This is a genomic window from Acinetobacter sp. BZX-2 (assembly GCF_055179795.1).
This window is the reverse complement of sequence record NZ_CM143686.1, coordinates 2,513,720-2,529,569: the sequence shown is the minus strand read 5'-3', so window position 1 is coordinate 2,529,569 and position 15,850 is coordinate 2,513,720. Positions and strand designations below refer to the sequence as shown.

At 37.1% G+C, this 15,850-nt stretch carries 19 protein-coding genes; 9 read left to right on the top strand and 10 right to left on the bottom strand.

Annotated features, from left to right (window positions below):
- The first annotated feature begins 115 nt into the window (after positions 1–115).
- From ACY45D_RS11910 to ACY45D_RS11890, 5 genes are all read left to right on the top strand, one after another.
- The gene (locus ACY45D_RS11910; RefSeq protein ID WP_089604752.1) at positions 116–301 is read left to right on the top strand and encodes a hypothetical protein; all 186 of its coding nucleotides are present in this window, start codon (positions 116–118) and stop codon (positions 299–301) included.
- A gap of 40 nt (positions 302–341) precedes the next feature.
- Positions 342–926: a GNAT family N-acetyltransferase gene (locus tag ACY45D_RS11905; protein WP_463106944.1), complete on the top strand. Its 585-nt coding sequence runs from the start codon at positions 342–344 to the stop codon at positions 924–926.
- A 575-nt stretch (positions 927–1,501) separates the two neighbouring features.
- Positions 1,502–1,726, top strand: a complete 225-nt coding sequence (locus tag ACY45D_RS11900; RefSeq protein WP_463106943.1) for a hypothetical protein — start codon at positions 1,502–1,504, stop codon at positions 1,724–1,726.
- Between the two features lie 311 nt (positions 1,727–2,037).
- A complete protein-coding gene (locus ACY45D_RS11895) occupies positions 2,038–2,415 on the top strand; it encodes an IS630 transposase-related protein (protein ID WP_463106851.1) in 378 nt (125 codons plus the stop codon).
- Positions 2,412–2,942, top strand: a complete 531-nt coding sequence (locus ACY45D_RS11890; protein ID WP_463109389.1) for an IS630 family transposase — start codon at positions 2,412–2,414, stop codon at positions 2,940–2,942. The genes ACY45D_RS11895 and ACY45D_RS11890 overlap by 4 nt, the downstream gene beginning before the upstream one ends.
- Positions 2,943–2,960: 18 nt before the next feature.
- On the opposite strand, the gene ACY45D_RS11885 is transcribed toward ACY45D_RS11890, so the two are convergent.
- Both ACY45D_RS11885 and ACY45D_RS11880 read right to left on the bottom strand, forming a co-directional pair.
- Complete coding sequence (locus ACY45D_RS11885; protein WP_463106942.1) at positions 2,961–3,602, bottom strand: hypothetical protein; 642 nt, start codon at positions 3,600–3,602, stop codon at positions 2,961–2,963.
- Between the two features lie 99 nt (positions 3,603–3,701).
- On the bottom strand, positions 3,702–4,391 hold the full coding sequence (locus tag ACY45D_RS11880) for a 3'-5' exonuclease (protein WP_463106941.1): 690 nt from the start codon (positions 4,389–4,391) through the stop codon (positions 3,702–3,704).
- A gap of 641 nt (positions 4,392–5,032) precedes the next feature.
- On the opposite strand from ACY45D_RS11880, the gene ACY45D_RS11875 reads away from it, so the two are divergent.
- The 3 genes from ACY45D_RS11875 to rnk all read left to right on the top strand — a co-directional run bounded on the left by ACY45D_RS11875 (position 5,033) and on the right by rnk (position 8,243).
- Entirely contained in the window at positions 5,033–6,256 is a 1,224-nt protein-coding gene (locus ACY45D_RS11875) for an alpha/beta hydrolase family protein (protein WP_463106940.1), read from the top strand.
- A 173-nt stretch (positions 6,257–6,429) separates the two neighbouring features.
- On the top strand, positions 6,430–7,683 hold the full coding sequence (gene glyA, locus ACY45D_RS11870; protein WP_463106939.1) for a serine hydroxymethyltransferase: 1,254 nt from the start codon (positions 6,430–6,432) through the stop codon (positions 7,681–7,683).
- A gap of 155 nt (positions 7,684–7,838) precedes the next feature.
- On the top strand, positions 7,839–8,243 hold the full coding sequence (gene rnk, locus ACY45D_RS11865; RefSeq protein WP_463106938.1) for a nucleoside diphosphate kinase regulator: 405 nt from the start codon (positions 7,839–7,841) through the stop codon (positions 8,241–8,243).
- 49 nt (positions 8,244–8,292) lie between these two features.
- On the opposite strand, the gene ACY45D_RS11860 is transcribed toward rnk, so the two are convergent.
- The 6 genes from ACY45D_RS11860 to ACY45D_RS11835 form a co-directional block, all read right to left on the bottom strand.
- Positions 8,293–9,837, bottom strand: coding sequence for a DUF4139 domain-containing protein (locus ACY45D_RS11860; protein WP_463106937.1), 1,545 nt, complete (start codon positions 9,835–9,837; stop codon positions 8,293–8,295).
- Positions 9,838–10,012: 175 nt separating this feature from the next.
- Positions 10,013–10,420 (bottom strand): DUF3106 domain-containing protein, encoded by a 408-nt coding sequence (locus ACY45D_RS11855; RefSeq protein ID WP_463106936.1) that lies wholly within the window; start codon positions 10,418–10,420, stop codon positions 10,013–10,015.
- Entirely contained in the window at positions 10,410–10,736 is a 327-nt protein-coding gene (locus ACY45D_RS11850) for a hypothetical protein (protein ID WP_463106935.1), read from the bottom strand. Before ACY45D_RS11850 ends, ACY45D_RS11855 begins: the two co-directional genes overlap by 11 nt.
- The gene (locus ACY45D_RS11845; RefSeq protein ID WP_463109481.1) at positions 10,729–11,346 is read right to left on the bottom strand and encodes an RNA polymerase sigma factor; all 618 of its coding nucleotides are present in this window, start codon (positions 11,344–11,346) and stop codon (positions 10,729–10,731) included. Before ACY45D_RS11845 ends, ACY45D_RS11850 begins: the two co-directional genes overlap by 8 nt.
- Before the next feature lie 156 nt (positions 11,347–11,502).
- Entirely contained in the window at positions 11,503–12,279 is a 777-nt protein-coding gene (locus ACY45D_RS11840) for a TrmH family RNA methyltransferase (protein ID WP_463106934.1), read from the bottom strand.
- A gap of 104 nt (positions 12,280–12,383) precedes the next feature.
- Complete coding sequence (locus ACY45D_RS11835) at positions 12,384–13,358, bottom strand: class 1 fructose-bisphosphatase (protein WP_463106933.1); 975 nt, start codon at positions 13,356–13,358, stop codon at positions 12,384–12,386.
- A gap of 175 nt (positions 13,359–13,533) precedes the next feature.
- On the opposite strand from ACY45D_RS11835, the gene ACY45D_RS11830 reads away from it, so the two are divergent.
- Positions 13,534–13,719 (top strand): NF038105 family protein, encoded by a 186-nt coding sequence (locus ACY45D_RS11830; protein ID WP_463106932.1) that lies wholly within the window; start codon positions 13,534–13,536, stop codon positions 13,717–13,719.
- A gap of 139 nt (positions 13,720–13,858) precedes the next feature.
- On the opposite strand, the gene pal is transcribed toward ACY45D_RS11830, so the two are convergent.
- Together pal and tolB are read right to left on the bottom strand one after the other, a co-directional pair.
- Complete coding sequence (gene pal, locus ACY45D_RS11825) at positions 13,859–14,428, bottom strand: peptidoglycan-associated lipoprotein Pal (protein WP_463106931.1); 570 nt, start codon at positions 14,426–14,428, stop codon at positions 13,859–13,861.
- A 61-nt stretch (positions 14,429–14,489) separates the two neighbouring features.
- Positions 14,490–15,773 carry a Tol-Pal system beta propeller repeat protein TolB gene (gene tolB, locus ACY45D_RS11820; RefSeq protein ID WP_463106930.1) on the bottom strand — a complete coding sequence of 428 codons (1,284 nt, stop codon included), beginning with the start codon at positions 15,771–15,773 and terminating at the stop codon, positions 14,490–14,492.
- Positions 15,774–15,850: the final 77 nt, after the last annotated feature.

The window sequence follows — 15,850 nt, the reverse complement described above, 5'->3', positions numbered from 1 at the left end:
GTGCAAATCCAATTATAAGCTAGGTCAAAATAAAAGCAGATTTGAAATGATTGATTATAAAATAGCTTACTGATAGATTGATATTTTAAAACTCTATTTTTCTTTTGGGGGTACTATGCTAATTCAAATTGCCAATACCGTAATCAATACAGATCAAATTCGTTTAATTGAAGTAGATGAAAATGGAGAGTTTGTTCGAATTTTTCTTGGTGGAGACTTAGTGAGACGATTTGAGTTTCCAAACCATGATAGTCAAGCCAGATTTTTAAATAAGATTGGGTTGAAAGAATTTTTTACTTAAACATTGAAAATATTAAAACCCGCTTTGAGTGGGTTTTCTTTTGTGGCAGAAAAAAAGAAATATAGAACTCGGTCATCTTCCTGAATTTCTTTATAAATTGTTAAACTACGATGCTACATTGATCGGAGTATTGAAAATGAGAGCCTTAGTTAGAAAAGCTACCCTAAATGATGCAAATCATATTGCTTTGATACATCAACAGGCTTTCCTTCGCCAAACAGAGTCGCAGCAATGGGTAGAATCTACGCTTGCTGCTTATCCTCGGTTTTTTTGTTATGTCATTGAAGATCAAACAATAATAGGCTACATTTTTTGGGCACAAAAGTCAGGGTTTAGAGCTGAGGTGATACTGGAGTTAGATCAAATTGCAATTCATCAAAATTTCCAAGGTTTAGGATTAAGTAAAAAGCTCATTGTTGAATCTCTCAGAGATATTCAGGCTCAGTTAGCAAATACACATCAAAGTATAAAAAGTATATTGGTGACCACAGGAGCGGATAATTTTGCTAGAAAGCTTTATGAAAATCTATTAAATGCGAAAGAAGTTGCTGTGATTTCAGGTTTATATCGTTCACCAGAAGTTTATTTAAAAAGTACGAGAGAAGATCTTATTTTTTTGGATTAAGAAAGTCACATATTTGAATTAATATATTTAGAATATATTTTTTAGATGTAAAATAAATCACTCTGAATAAAGAAAAATTTTATAAAAAGTAGAGTGTATATTTTAATAAGTGATTCGCTTTTAAATTGATTTTGTATCGCGACACTATTATCGACTTATTGCTAGATTTATCAATGCAAAAATTGCTATATAAAAGTTGAATAATGTAAATGCATCTTGCGCAGAAAAATTAATCACACTATATTAAAACTACAGTAGGTCGTTAAGACGCTACGAAGCAGTTGGACAGATCAATGACAGCTTATTGAATTTGCAACAGTTGTTCAAATAAAAAATAGGCACTAGCTATCCAACATTAAAAAACTCGCAGAAATGCGAGTTTTTTCATTTGTAACACTTAGCGAAGCAATAATGTAAATTAGATCAAACTTATATAAATTTCTAATAGCAGTTTAGCGCTAATTTCTGAGTTGTATTAATCTAAAATAACAATGCCATAAAATTTAACATCTTCAAAAGTACTTCAATCCAATAGCATGATATAAGAGGTTATGTACGAAATGGAGGGTATAAAAATGTCTGAAATGATTACAGTCAAGATTAAAGATCAATATAGCAACGAACTCAATGCTTTAGCATGGCTGAATAAATTGCAAGAACACGATGATGAGTCTTATTCATTATTTCAACGTATTGATCATATTGTGGTTGAGGGTGAAAAAATTTTACCGAATATTGAGCTGCTTTTTGAAAGTAAAAGTAGTGACAGTATTTATCGTATTATAGAAGAAGTAGACTAAACCTTTCTAAATGCTGATTTAAAAAGTGCATTGAATCATTTAAATTCAATGCACTTTTATGTGTCTCGTTTCAAAAATATCTATTTTTTAACTTTTGTGATTCATTAACTTATTTATCTTTTTAAGATATTGCCAAATTTAAACATGATCCAAATATTCAAAGACGAGATTGAATAAAGCAATTCAAGAGGGCTTTCCTGTTATGAAGTGCATAAATGCTGCAAAGAACGGTTTATTTGCTGCATGTTTAGGTTTATAGAAAAAAGATATTTTTGAGCTACAATAGATAAATTCTTTTAAACTGTTTTTACATGCCAAAAATATATTCAGAAGACTTACGTCAGAAAGTCATGGAGTTCTACACAAAGAGCAACCATAAATCAAATACCTGCACGACTTTCAACATCGCCCGAACAACATTGGATGACTGGATTCTACTTGAACAGCAGACTGGACAACTGGCTCAGCCTAAACTTGTCAATGTTGGTAGACCATCATCCATTAAGGATTGGCAGGCATTCAAAGTATTCGTGGAAAATACAAAGTTTTCACAGGCAAAAGACTTAGTTGCCTTATTTGAAATTCAGTTTGGATATGCGATTACTTATGATGTCGTGCTTGCTGCACTTCATAAATTAGGTTGGACTCATAAAAAAAGAGTTTCCTCTACAGACAAGCCTGCAAAATAAGCAGAACGGTATTTCAATGGATTCTCCCTCAATGGGAAAGTGAATATGGTCAGGAAAATATTCTGTATGTAGATGAATCTGGAATAAACAGTGCTGAGACAGCAGAATATGGCTGGTCATTTAAAGGGAAACGTTGTCAAGATTTAAAATCAGGTGGTCATGGAAAAAGAATAAGTATGCTCAGTGCCGTGAGATCAAATTCCCCATACAGTTTTTTGTCACCAATAGTTTTTCAAGGTTCATGTGACAGAAAGTTATTCACAGGATGGCTTGATTATTTATTTCAAAATTTACCTAGGTCAAAGTATCTTTTGATTCTAGACAATGCTTCTATTCATAAAGGCAAAGAGATAGTACAGCTTGCGGAAGCGTATAATGTACGAATTGCCTATCTTCCTGCATATAGCCCTGATTTAAATCCAATTGAACAAGCATGGTCTGTACTAAAAAGGAAAGTCAGAAATATTGTAAGTCAGCAGAGTATTTCTATCTCTGAGGCTTTAGATATTGGATTTAAAGAAATGTAGCCTTTAATTTACATGTGGCTATAATTCATCACGTGGAATACGGGTTTCTTGTAAAGCTGTAATCCATTGCATCTGACAGAGTTTAATCTCACGGACAGATTGAGCCTCTTGAATTTTCACAATCAATTGCTTTGCCATCAAACCGCAATGTAATTTTAATAAGCCCATCATGGTTTGTTTTACTTCTTCAAAGTTTAAAGGCGTGGCATTGATGTGATTTACATCATTATTTGCTGATAAATCTTGAGTTTGTATAGTTTGGGGCTTTATTGCTTCAGTTTGTTTTTGTTGATAAATGATCTGAGGATCTATTAATTCATGATTATCGCTTGGCTGTTTATTGTCTTTATCTTCAATTTTATTAACATTATATTTATCTTTTCTATCTTCAACATGCTGATCTAAAACAACTTGATGGGCATTTTCCTGCTTGAATTCAACAGATTTATGAGCGTTATTATTGTTTGGGAGGATTAAACCCAATTGTTCTAATTGTTGAACAATTTCAGGCGTCGCTAAGCGTTGTTTCATTGCACTATTCAATATTCGAAAATCATCTGTACCGATGAGAAGTAGCAATTGTCTTTGACGAGCATTGAGTTGAAATGAACGCTGTTTTAAGGCTTGAATACCTAAATCAGTCTTAACATAATGATCCATGAGCCAATCTATTCCGCCTGATAAATTGGCTTTAGGATAAAGAGTGAAAATTACACTAACATGACTATTTTATTACAAATCAATAGGTTGATTTATGATCTATTTTGCATTTTCTAACGCTTTACGTAGATAAGGATCTAGATCCTCTTGGCGGAGTAGCCATTGAACATAGTCTGTAGGTAAATCTACAATCGCTGTGCCACGATGTTTACCAAAGTTAATACTACGTGGAATACGGGCATCTTCAGATGCTTCAAAGAGTTCTTCAATATTTTGAATTTTGAGTTGATACACAATATGCATCAGAATATTTGCAGTTAAAATAATATCTGCATCTGCACGGTGTGCTCCTTTTAACATGTCGCGTGCTTTCTCACTGCCTTTACTAATCATGTAGATCAGCGCTGAAATATTATGTGCTTCAGCATTTGGCCAAACTAAACGCGCCAAAGCCAATGTACAAATCGCTTTGATATGTGAAGTGTCGACACCACATTGTTGAATCGCACGAATATCATAATCAATGTTATGACCAATAATGTAAGTCGTTTCTTTTGGGAGCGTAAAGGTTGAAAAGTTGGGTTGATCAATTAAATCAGACTCTAAAATATGATGCACAGCCATAGATGCATACGAAATTTTTTCGTCACCAATACTATAGAGTTGGTCAAAAATAAGTTCACGATCTAAACTTAACTTACCATGATCAATTTGGATAGGCGCATAAGCAATTTCAATCGGTAAACCATTTAAATTATGTGTTTCGGTATCTAATATAATTGCTTGCATACGTTGCTCCAAAATCAATGCAAAAGAATAAACCCCAATAACACTAGCTTTTTTGTGCTTTGAATACAATTCTTAATCTATATTTCACATGATTGTGCTGGGTTGCTCGTGCAATGTTTATCCATGATCTGTATCAAATTTAAAAACACCAAATAGTAGGCTTTACTCCGAGCCTGAATTTTAAAAACTTTCATTCATTTGTAATGCGTTATTAAAGAGTAATAACAAAAATGATGGAAAAGTATTTTGTGAATAACAATTTGAATAAAAGGTGATTCCCCAGTTCAAAACACCATTTTCCGATTGATGATAAAAGTAAACTTAAAGTTGTGTATTTGTCTTTGAGTAGTATTGATTAGTGTGAATAAATTGGTATGTTCAATTCTTAGGAAAATCAACCAAAATGATGATCATCAGTTCAACCTTGTTAAGTTTTTATAAAGAGAACAACCCATTGAAAATCCTCAAATAGATAGAATTGAAAAAGTTGAGTTTAGCTCGGTGATATAAATTGAAATTGATCTACGATAATTTTAATGAAAAGACTTGCCTAACAGGTTTTTTTGTCGTATTGATGAGTCAATATGTAGAGTATATTTTGCATACAAAATTTCTAAAAACTGTGTTTAAGGATAAGTCACATGAAAAAAAAATTATTAACGGTTTTAGTTTTAAGTTCGGGGTTGCTTCTTAGCGCATGTGACAATGGGGGCGGTGGTGGTGGCTCTTCTACTTCGTCATCAAATACAGATGTAAATACGATTGCAAATCCTGTTGTGGGCACACCAACGACGTATGCATTGACAGACATGTCTGCAGCCGCAGCTGAAAGTGTTGTCATGACATATAAAATGAAAGGAATTAACGGTACAGAAGTACAAGCAACGTCATTGGTATTTACGCCTAAAACAGCAGCGCCTGCGACAGGTTGGCCGATTGTGGTATGGGCACATGGCACAACAGGTGTGGCTGATCAGTGTGCACCAAGTCGAAATGCAATGAATGATTATGTTAAAGGCATGATTTCTAAGTTCTTGGCTGAAGGTTATGTGGTGGTTGCACCTGACTATGAAGGTCTAGGTGAGCCAACAGGTACTGAATTGCATCCATTCTTAAACTTAAAGAGTGAAGGCTATTCAATTACAGATGCTGTGGTTGCGACGCATAATTGGTTAGGCAATAAAGTTTCTAAAAAATGGGTGACCGTAGGGCATTCACAAGGTGGTCAAGCAGCGTTAGGCGCAGCACAGTATGCAGAGCGTGCGAACTTAGACTATAAAGGAACAGTTGCTGTTGCACCTGCTTCACAATTAAGTTTAATTTTAAATGCAGGGCAAGCATCTGTTGCAAATGCAACACCAGATAAGCAAATTCCAGTTTATGCATCTTTAGATACCTTTACTGCATTAATTGCAGCTGGATTGCGTAATCCAAATCCAACACTTCAATACAATCAAGTGTTTAAAACACCAACTGATCAAATTGCCAAAAATGCTGAAAGTGTTTGTTATGACGTGCTTGGTAAGCAATTTGCTGTGGCAATGGGGCAATATGCGGCAGTGAATGGATCTTTAAAAGATTATCCAAGAACGACAGATACTTTTATGTCATTACCTATTGTCAAAACGTTCTTAGAGAAAGATTCGCAACCTCTGCAAGTACAAGTCAGAACACCTGTCGTGATTTACCAAGGTGGGGCTGACACGACTGTGCCTCAAGTGGCGACGGATGCTTTAATAGGAACAGCGAAAGCGTTTGGAACACAAGTGAATTACATCACCAGTCCAACGTGGGATCATGGATCAGCTTATGCATTAAACATTGATAATATTGTGTTTGATGTCAATCAAATGTTGGCTAAATAATTTTAGGTCTGTTGATATTTTATAAGCCTCTTCATAAATAGCTCATGTTTTGAAAACATGAGCTATTTTTATTTAAAACTGAGTAAAGTTCATTCTGTTTAATTACAAACTTCATGCTACAATGTGCGCAATCTTAGCACGGCTTAAAAGCCCTAATTCATAGGACCTCGCTAATGTTCGCCAATATCTCTATTTCTGAATTTGATCCAGAATTAGCTCAAGCAATTCAAAACGAAGATGCTCGCCAAGAAGCGCATATTGAGTTAATCGCATCTGAAAACTATTGTTCTCCTGCTGTAATGGAAGCGCAAGGATCAAAACTGACTAACAAATACGCAGAAGGGTATCCAGGTAAACGCTATTATGGCGGTTGTGAATATGTTGACGTGATCGAACAATTGGCGATTGATCGTGCAAAAGAATTATTTGGTGCTGATTATGCTAACGTTCAGCCACACGCTGGTTCTCAAGCAAATTCAGCAGTTTACTTAGCACTTCTTAATCCTGGTGATACTGTTTTAGGGATGAGCTTGGCGCATGGTGGTCACTTGACTCATGGTGCTAAAGTAAGCTTCTCTGGTAAAACCTACAACGCGATTCAATATGGTTTAAACCCTGAAACGGGTGAGATCGATTACGAAGAAGTTGAACGTTTAGCATTAGAACATAAGCCACGTATGATCGTTGCTGGTTTCTCTGCTTATAGCCAAATTGTAGATTGGCAACGTTTCCGTGAAATCGCGGATAAAGTGGGCGCTTACCTATTTGTAGATATGGCACATGTTGCTGGTTTAGTTGCTGCTGGTGTTTACCCAAGCCCAGTGCAAATTGCCGATGTAACAACGACAACTACGCATAAAACATTACGTGGCCCACGTTCTGGTTTAATCCTTGCGAAAGCAAATGAAGAAATCGAGAAGAAACTTCAATCTGCTGTATTCCCTGGTAACCAAGGTGGTCCGTTGGTGCATGCAATTGCTGCAAAAGCAATCTGCTTTAAAGAAGCAATGGCACCTGAATATAAAGAATATCAAAAACAAGTGGTTATCAATGCTAAAGCAATGGCTGAAGTATTAATTGCACGTGGTTATGATGTTGTTTCTGGTGGTACTGAAAACCACTTATTCCTATTGTCTTTAATTAAACAAGACATTACAGGTAAAGAAGCTGATGCTTGGTTAGGTGATGCTCACATTACTGTGAATAAAAACTCTGTACCAAATGATCCGCGTTCTCCATTCGTAACTTCAGGTATCCGTATCGGTACACCTGCTGTGACGACACGTGGTTTCGGTGAAACGGAAGTTCGTGACCTTGCAGGTTGGATTGCAGACATCCTTGACTCTAAAGGTGATGAAGCTGTAATTAGTGCTGTGAAGGCGAAAGTAGAAGCGGTATGTGCTAAATTCCCAGTTTATGCTTCATAAGGCATTAACTTGAGAAAGGCCCCCTTTCAAGGGGGTTTTTTTATTGGGATAAAAAATTAAGTGCATTGTAAAATACCAATTCAAAAGAAAAAATAGTGATTGAAAAGCATACTATTGTAGTAAGAATGATGTGAAAGATCATAGGAATAACAGATATGAATAAACCCAATATTATTATTTCAGAACAAGATTTAAATCGTTTAGAAACCATGTTGGAGCATCAAGCTAAACTCACAGACACCATGAAGCATTTAGAAGATGAACTGGCAAGAGCAGAGGTTGTGAAACCGAATCAAATGCCTGCGAATGTCGTGAGTATGAATGCAAAAGTCCTTATTACCCTTGCACCATCAGAAGAAATGACAGAAGTCACGCTAGTATATCCACATGATTTTCATGGTGAGAAAGGGCAGGTGAATGTGGTAGCTCCGATTGGCGCTGCAATCCTTGGGCTTACAGAAGGGCAAGAGATTGAATGGCCACAACCAGATGGTCATATGATGAAAGTGAAAATTGAGAAGGTGTTGTATCAACCTGAAAGAGAAGGCGATTTTAACTAAAAAAATAGCCATCATTATTGATGGCTATTTTTATTGCACGATTTGCAATTTAAAAACCAGAAGTATAACCTTTGGTTGGGTATTTAAATTGATGTTGTACGTCTAACTTAAAAGTCTGTTTAGGTTCTAAACTCATTTGCCATTGATTGATATTTGGCTGTCCATTCCACGTCGTTGCGCTAGGCGCTAAACTATAAGTAGATTGAGTGGTTAATTTACCATTTTGGCTCTGTGGCTCAGACTCAAAAACCGTCACTTGGATTGGATAATTGTGTAAGTTTTGAACGGAATATTGTTGTTTTTGAATGGTTTCAGAGCGTGAACGAACAGGATTTTTTTTATCTGTTAAATCTGTAACATTCACTTGAATTTGCTCATCTACACCAAAGCTCATTTGCAGTGCTTCGTCGGCATTATTGTTCCAAGTTCTTTGCCCAATATAATCTCCATCACGATAAAGTTTTACAATACCTGAAGGCCAGTTACTATCAAGTTTAGCAATTTCAGCATTAATGGTTGCTTGTGTACTCTGTTTTGGCAGGACCCAAACTGATAGTTTTGCAGGGTATTGCTCAGCACTTAAAGGCAAGAAGATCTGTTGCTGGCTGCTTGGGATAGAGGCTTTGGTTTCTGAGCGAAACTCTGTGCTAAAATTTAAATCCGATGCTTGAAACTGAGGAAAGCTAGGTTCACTATTTCGAGCAGCGCCTCTGGTTTTTGCCGATGCACTATCCATTGCTGGTTCAGCCATTGCGATAGGGGCCGGAGCAGGTGCAAAAACTGGATGTACTTCAGGTTCATAATAATTTACCCACCATTGCTGAGGTTGAATCTGCTGTACGTAACTTTGAGGTTTTGATGTCGATAATGCCAGTTTCACATTATTCCAATCTTCCCCAGTTTTTTGGGCAATCATCGCCATACGGGTTAGCTTGACTTGCTTAGTTTGCGTATTCAACTCGGCTTTATAAGTCGGCTGCCAACGTGCATAGGGTATCAAATAGCTAATCTTGATCTCGCCCTGTTGTTTGGCATTGACATAAAATTTAAGTGTGCGTTGGTTAAAATCACTGTCCCCAATTGCATTTAAATCTTGTTCCAGTTCTTCTAAACGTTTTTCTAATTTTTCTTTCTCAATTTTTGCTTGGTCGATTGCAATAAATGCGACATAAGCATCTTGCCGAACTTTAGGTGCAGAGCCTTGAGTCACATTGCCTAGAAATTTATTTTGTAATTCAGCAGCTTGGATAATTGAATTTTGCTCAGAGATTTTCTTTTTTAATGCTTCGATTTGGGTACGAAGCTGTGAGGATTCATTCCCCGATGGTTTATCAATTGCACTATCTGTATGTGAAACGGCATTGACTTCAATATTACTGCTTTGATATTGCAATTGATTAATATCAAAGTTTGCAGCCAGTCCAGTCAATGTGACCAGTTGCTCGCCAGCTTGTACAGGAATGGTTCTTTCTATCTTTGCCGAAGTTGGATAAAGCGTAACTTGTTGAATCGGAGAATGATTTAAGCCTAAAGCAAAACTATACGTGCTTGGAATGCAGAGAATGCTGAATTGAATGGCGGATTTTATATTCATTATAGTGTCCAAAAGAGTAATGAGATCAGTCTGATTGATAAAATGTAGCAGAAAGTTGAAATAAGCTAAATACAAGAAACTAGTAAAATTAAAAAGATATTTTTAACGTATTTTAAAATAACATAAGCCTCAAAAGAGGCCTACTGTTTAAAAATATTCAAACGTACGTATAGCTTTAGTGAGAAGTCACTATACTGGTTTGATATTTTTGCATATATTCTTCACGTATCTCATTACGTTGATCAGAAGTTGAAGCTTTCTGCATTTTTTTACGGAGCTCATTGCGCTCAGTTGTGCTCATTTGCTGCCAAACTTCACGCATTTTTTGTTTATCTTGTTCAGGAAGTTGAGTAAACCAATCCATACGCTGTTGCAAATTATTATTTTGATCAGCAGGGATTTCTTTTAAATTTTGATAGCGTTTAATGAGGGCTTTCTGTTCGTCCTCAGATAAATTATCCCATGTTTCATTGACCTGACTATTCGCATCTTTAGAAAAAATCCAAAAACGTTCAAAGCCAGCAAAACTTGTCTGCAAAAAACCAATAGCACAAAAAGCCAAAGCTAATTTTCTAGCTGCCATGGGAATTTTTATCCTCACCAAATACAGATAACATATCTAAATCTTCCATCATTTGAGGTGAAAGTTTAGGGCTAACAATGACTTGCTGTTGATTGTGTGGTTCATTTGAAACATCAAATGCATTCGGAATGACCACAAAACCAGTGATTGCAGCAGCAAGTGCAAAACCAGTCATTTTCCACGCACCATAACGAGATGTAGACTTATTCTCAATATGATCGAGCACATTATTTATCACCACAGCTTTATTGCGATGATTATGCGCAAGTCCATCAAGCTTAGACGTCACTTGTTTGGTGAAATCATCATTATTCATTCGATGAACCTCCTCCATATGGATTTAGGTGGGATAGCGAAGCTCTCAATCCTTGAATCGCCCTGTGATAATGGGTTTTAACGCTACCTTCTGTACAATTCATAATTGACGCCGTGGTTTGAGTATCAAACCCTTCCCAAGCGCGTAACATAAAGGCTTGTTGTTGGCGTGTTGGTAATTGACTAATTGCTTGCTGTATTTCTTCAACTGTTACATTTTGATCTAGGAATTGCAGCGGATTGGGTGTCGATTCATCCACAATATCCATTGCTTCATCATCGTCCCCATCTAAGTCAATTTTACGAAACAAAGAAAAAGGGGAGGCGCGTCTCGCTTCTTTGCGACGCCAGTCTTGTAATTTGTTATTTAAAATGGTGTAAAACAATGGGTACCATTCTTCAGTCGATTTGTCTGAATAAGATTTGTGCAAGGAAATAAATGCTTCCTGTACCAAGTCCATAGCAATACCATTGTGCCCCTGCGTTGCACTTTCCATCATCACTAAAGCACGACCAGTTACATCATGCATAAAAAAACTCAGGCGCTGCTCAGCCGTACTCGTTTGAGCACTTGCTGTTTCAGACTGTGACTTCTTTGGTGCTAAGTCCATAGAGATGGAAAATCCCGTCATTGGGTACCCACCATGTTTTTAAATTCGTATACATATAACGTTTAAAAAATGGTTTGGGTTGACATGTAAATCAATTATTTTTTTCAGTTTAAATGATTTTGTCCAATAACGGGCAATATTTAAAATAATTTAACGTTATAGGCGTTGACGAACCATTTCAAAAAAACAAATCGAACCAGCCACTGCGACATTGAGCGACTCTTGACCACCTGGCTGTGGAATAGCTACAGACTCGGCATATTTCAATGCAAACTCAGAAACCCCTTGACCTTCATTACCTAAAATCCAAACGCATTGTTTACGTAGGTTTTTTGAGTACAAGCTTTCTGAATCATGCGAACTGGTGACATAAACTGGAATCTTAAATTGCTTAATAATGTCTTCAAGTACAACATTTTCATAAGTCTGTAATGAAAAATGCGCACCCATGCCTGCCCGAAGTACACGAGGTGACCAAAGTGATGCAGAGCCTTTGGTACAAACCACTTGTTCAATACCAGCTGCAGCTGCTGAACGCAGTAATGTTCCAACATTACCCGGATCTTGAACATTTTCAAGAATTAAGGTGTCTTCATTGAAGTTCAGTGCTTGGGTTGATGTAGGTAAATCAACAATGGCTAAACAGGCAAGTGTTGTACCTAGAGTACTTAAATCTTTATATAGAGATTCGCTAATAACAAAAACTGCCCCTTGGTATTGGTCGATGATTTCACCAAGATCTTCATGCTCTAAAGCATGTTCAGTGGTAAAAATTGAATTGATTTTACGGCCTTTTTCAAGCCAAGCTAAGCTTAGGTGAGTACCTTCAAGTACGGTTTGTCCTTGTTTTTTACGATAGGTGTTTTGCTCAATTAAACCACGTAAGTGTTTAATTTTTGGATTATCTTTTGATTCTAGGAAAATAGTAGGCATGGGAGTGCATCCATAAAAAGTAAGTCGGGGTTGTGCAAGATGCGACAACCCCTAAATGATGTACTCCCGCTAAATGAATAGAAGCAGGGAGTAAAAAGTATGGATTAGTTGTGGTAACTGGTCACCAATTCAACTTCATTTTTAGAACCAATTACCACTGGAACACGTTGATGCAATTCAGTCGGTTGAATGTCCATGATACGAACACGACCTGTCGTTGAAGAACCACCTGCTTGTTCCATCAGCATACTCATTGGATTTGCTTCGTACATTAAGCGTAGACGACCTGCTTTTTGCGGATCTTTAGTGTCGTATGGATATAAGAAAATACCGCTACGGCAAAGAATACGGTGAATATCACCCACCATACATGCAACCCAACGCATGTTAAAATCTTTTCCACGACCAGCGGTTTTACCTGCTTGCAACTCATCAATATAACGTTTTACAGGTGCTTCCCAATGACGCTGGTTTGAAGCATTGATTGCATATTCTTTAGTATCTGCTGCAACTTGAATATTTTCAGAAGTGAGCAAAAATTGTTTAGTTTCTGGGTCAAATGTAAAAAATACTGTGCCAGCGCCAACAGTGAGCGCCATCATTGTTGATGGGCCATAAAGCACATAACCCGCAGCAACTTGTTGTGTACCTGCTTGCATGAAATCTTCTGTTTGTGTTACAGCATTTTTTGCAGGCAGAATTGAGAAGATTGTGCCTACACACATATTGATGTCGATATTGCTTGAACCGTCAAGTGGATCAAATAAGACAAGATATTTGCCATTTTCTTGAGCAGGGGTGAAGTCATCAAGTTCTTCTGATGCTAAACCGCCCACGTTTTTATTGATTTTTAAAGCATCAATTAAATAATCATTTGAAATAACATCCAGTTTCTTTTGTTCTTCGCCTTGAACATTCTCATTTTGTGCGCTGCCTAATACACCTGCTAAAGCACCTTTTTGCAAAGCCTGATCAATGGTTTTACATGTATTGGCAATGGTTTCAATAACATCGGCAAGTTCTGCTGTTAAGTTCCCTTGTTGTTGTTCTAAATATTGGGATAGGGTGCGATATGACATATCTGTTGTGCTCCAAAAGCAATAAAATTCTATTAAATTAAAGAATGCGACTATTTTAGATGAGTTCGACAGAAAATAAAAATTATCCTGTGTTATTTGTCGTGAAAATACCCTTGAAAGTATTTCATAAAGTGTTATGTTGAATTTATAGACAAAGGAAATAAGGAGTACTAACATGACGACAGCAAAGTTCGATGCGACTCCAACAGAGGGTGAAGGTATTGATTTAAAAGAAATCAGTGCTGAAAATGTGAAAGATGCTTGGAAAGATTATGAAGCAAAACCCGAATTTAAAGAGTTTAATAAGCACGATATGATCGAATCCATGCAAAGCCCCAAGCCTGATGAATCAAAGGTTTAGTCAATAAAAAGTGCCCATAATCAATGAGCATTTTTTTTATGTGGCTATTTTCGAGAATCTAAGTTGTTCAAACTTATGACCATAAAAATGCCCAATTGAATTGAGCATTGATGAATCAGTCAGAAAGATTACTTTGACATTATTTTAATAATGGCGGAACAGCTTCGTAATTGATTTCAACACGGCGGTTTTCTTTCCAAGCTGCCTCATCATGCCCAGCATTGATCGGCATTTCTTTACCATAGCTGACTGCCTCAAGCTGAGTTGATTTAACACCATTGGTAATTAAGTAACTTTCAACGGCTTTAGCACGGCGCTCACCCAAAGCCATGTTGTACTCACGTGTACCACGTTCATCGGTATGACCTGTCAAAGCAACTTTAGAGTTTGCATTGGCAATCAGGAATTGAGCGTGTGCTTGTAGTGTTTGATAATCTTCATTTGAAAGATCGCTACTGTCATAATCAAAATGAACAACACGTTTCGCTAAAAATGCTTTATTTGCTTCAGTGACACCTTTAGCAGAAGCACCATTTAAATTTTGAGCATTTAAAGCAGCATCTTCACTTAAACCATTGGTATTCACTGTTGTCGCACCATTTGGGTTTGTCCCTGTTTCAACAGTTGCAGCAGGCTTACGACTTGCACAACCAGTCATTACAAGGCTTACAGCCAATAATGGTAAAGCTAAATATTTTATCGAATTCATTTTAATCTCCATGATTTCTTAAATTAATACTGCATACACATAAAAAAGATTGTCTTTGGCACTACTTCGGTGCCCAAGCGGGTTCACGTACTTCACCTTGCTCACTTGGTAAATTCATACGGAAACGACCATCTGTCGACATGATTGCCAATAAGCCACGGCTTCCTTCACGTGTCGCATAAACCACCATTTGCCCATTTGGAGAGAAACTTGGTGATTCATCTAAACTGGTAGGTGTGAGGATATTGGTAATACCTGTCGAAATTTCTTGAATCGCGACTTTGTAGTTACTGCCAGATGGACGATGTACGAGTGCGACATATTTACCATCTGCGCTTAGCGTCCCACGTGCATTAAATGCACCACGGAAAGTTAAACGTTTAGTTGAATCATCAGCAAAGTTATAACGGTAAATTTGAGCTGATCCACCACGGTCAGATGTAAAAATAAATGATTTTCCATCTGGAGAATAACGTGCTTCTGTATCAATTGCGCTATCGTTGGTAAGTCGCTTCAGCTGGCGTGAATCTAAATCCATTTGATAAACTTCAGGATTACCATGCATAGATGCAGTAAATAGCATTGATTTGCCATCAGGCGAGAAGCTCGGCGCACCATTTAAACCACGGAAACTGGCTAATTTCTCACGTTGACCTGTCGCTAAATCTTGTACATAAATTGCAGGGCGTTTGGTTTCAAACGAAACATATGCGATTTTTTTCGCATCAGGTGTCCAAGCAGGGGAAAGAATTGGATCACGTGAACTTAAAACAGTTTTCGGTTGCTCACCATCTGTGTCTGCAATTTGTAGTGTATAGCGTTGTTCTGGTGTTGCAGGATTACGCAATACATACGCAATTCGACCGCTGAAATCGCCTTGAATACCTGTCAAAGCTTGATAAATGGTATCACTGATCATATGTGCGGCAGAACGTACACGTGAACTTGGAACAGTGAGTAATTCATTGAGTAAGAATTTTTGTTTTTCAACATCATACAATTGATAGTGAACAGAAAGAGAACCGTCAGGATTGGCTTTTGATTCACCTAAAACCACATAAGGAACACCAGCAGCTTTCCATGCTTCTGCATTCACATTGTTTATAGATGCCGTTGCAGGAAGATTTTGTGATGCACTGGTAAAACGGCCTGAGCGGTTTAAATCTTGTTCTACCACTGGGTAAATTGACTGATCATTGCTGAAGGGAATAATTGCAATTTTGGGTGCGGATTCAGGCGCTTTGGCAATTTCCAAATGGAGCTGTGCATAAGAGGTGGTAACGAGTGCAGGACTCAGTGCAGCAATAATTGCTAATCCTAATAGTTGTTTAGGCATGATTTTCATTGGACTTCATGTACTCAAATATTGGTTTTAAACTATGCATAGCTTTGTAGCATAAAGAGATAATTTTAATCTATATA

What these genes read in the sequence shown, in the direction of transcription:
- ACY45D_RS11910 (WP_089604752.1), top strand. Translation starts at nt 116, where the DNA reads ATGCTAATTCAAATTGCCAATACCGTAATCAATACAGATCAAATTCGT.
- ACY45D_RS11900 (WP_463106943.1), top strand. Translation starts at nt 1,502, where the DNA reads ATGTCTGAAATGATTACAGTCAAGATTAAAGATCAATATAGCAACGAA.
- ACY45D_RS11895 (WP_463106851.1), top strand. Translation starts at nt 2,038, where the DNA reads ATGCCAAAAATATATTCAGAAGACTTACGTCAGAAAGTCATGGAGTTC.
- ACY45D_RS11885 (WP_463106942.1), bottom strand. Translation starts at nt 3,602, where the DNA reads ATGGATCATTATGTTAAGACTGATTTAGGTATTCAAGCCTTAAAACAG.
- ACY45D_RS11880 (WP_463106941.1), bottom strand. Translation starts at nt 4,391, where the DNA reads ATGCAAGCAATTATATTAGATACCGAAACACATAATTTAAATGGTTTA.
- ACY45D_RS11875 (WP_463106940.1), top strand. Translation starts at nt 5,033, where the DNA reads ATGAAAAAAAAATTATTAACGGTTTTAGTTTTAAGTTCGGGGTTGCTT.
- glyA (WP_463106939.1), top strand. Translation starts at nt 6,430, where the DNA reads ATGTTCGCCAATATCTCTATTTCTGAATTTGATCCAGAATTAGCTCAA.
- rnk (WP_463106938.1), top strand. Translation starts at nt 7,839, where the DNA reads ATGAATAAACCCAATATTATTATTTCAGAACAAGATTTAAATCGTTTA.
- ACY45D_RS11860 (WP_463106937.1), bottom strand. Translation starts at nt 9,837, where the DNA reads ATGAATATAAAATCCGCCATTCAATTCAGCATTCTCTGCATTCCAAGC.
- ACY45D_RS11855 (WP_463106936.1), bottom strand. Translation starts at nt 10,420, where the DNA reads ATGGCAGCTAGAAAATTAGCTTTGGCTTTTTGTGCTATTGGTTTTTTG.
- ACY45D_RS11850 (WP_463106935.1), bottom strand. Translation starts at nt 10,736, where the DNA reads ATGAATAATGATGATTTCACCAAACAAGTGACGTCTAAGCTTGATGGA.
- ACY45D_RS11845 (WP_463109481.1), bottom strand. Translation starts at nt 11,346, where the DNA reads ATGGACTTAGCACCAAAGAAGTCACAGTCTGAAACAGCAAGTGCTCAA.
- ACY45D_RS11840 (WP_463106934.1), bottom strand. Translation starts at nt 12,279, where the DNA reads ATGCCTACTATTTTCCTAGAATCAAAAGATAATCCAAAAATTAAACAC.
- ACY45D_RS11835 (WP_463106933.1), bottom strand. Translation starts at nt 13,358, where the DNA reads ATGTCATATCGCACCCTATCCCAATATTTAGAACAACAACAAGGGAAC.
- ACY45D_RS11830 (WP_463106932.1), top strand. Translation starts at nt 13,534, where the DNA reads ATGACGACAGCAAAGTTCGATGCGACTCCAACAGAGGGTGAAGGTATT.
- pal (WP_463106931.1), bottom strand. Translation starts at nt 14,428, where the DNA reads ATGAATTCGATAAAATATTTAGCTTTACCATTATTGGCTGTAAGCCTT.
- tolB (WP_463106930.1), bottom strand. Translation starts at nt 15,773, where the DNA reads ATGAAAATCATGCCTAAACAACTATTAGGATTAGCAATTATTGCTGCA.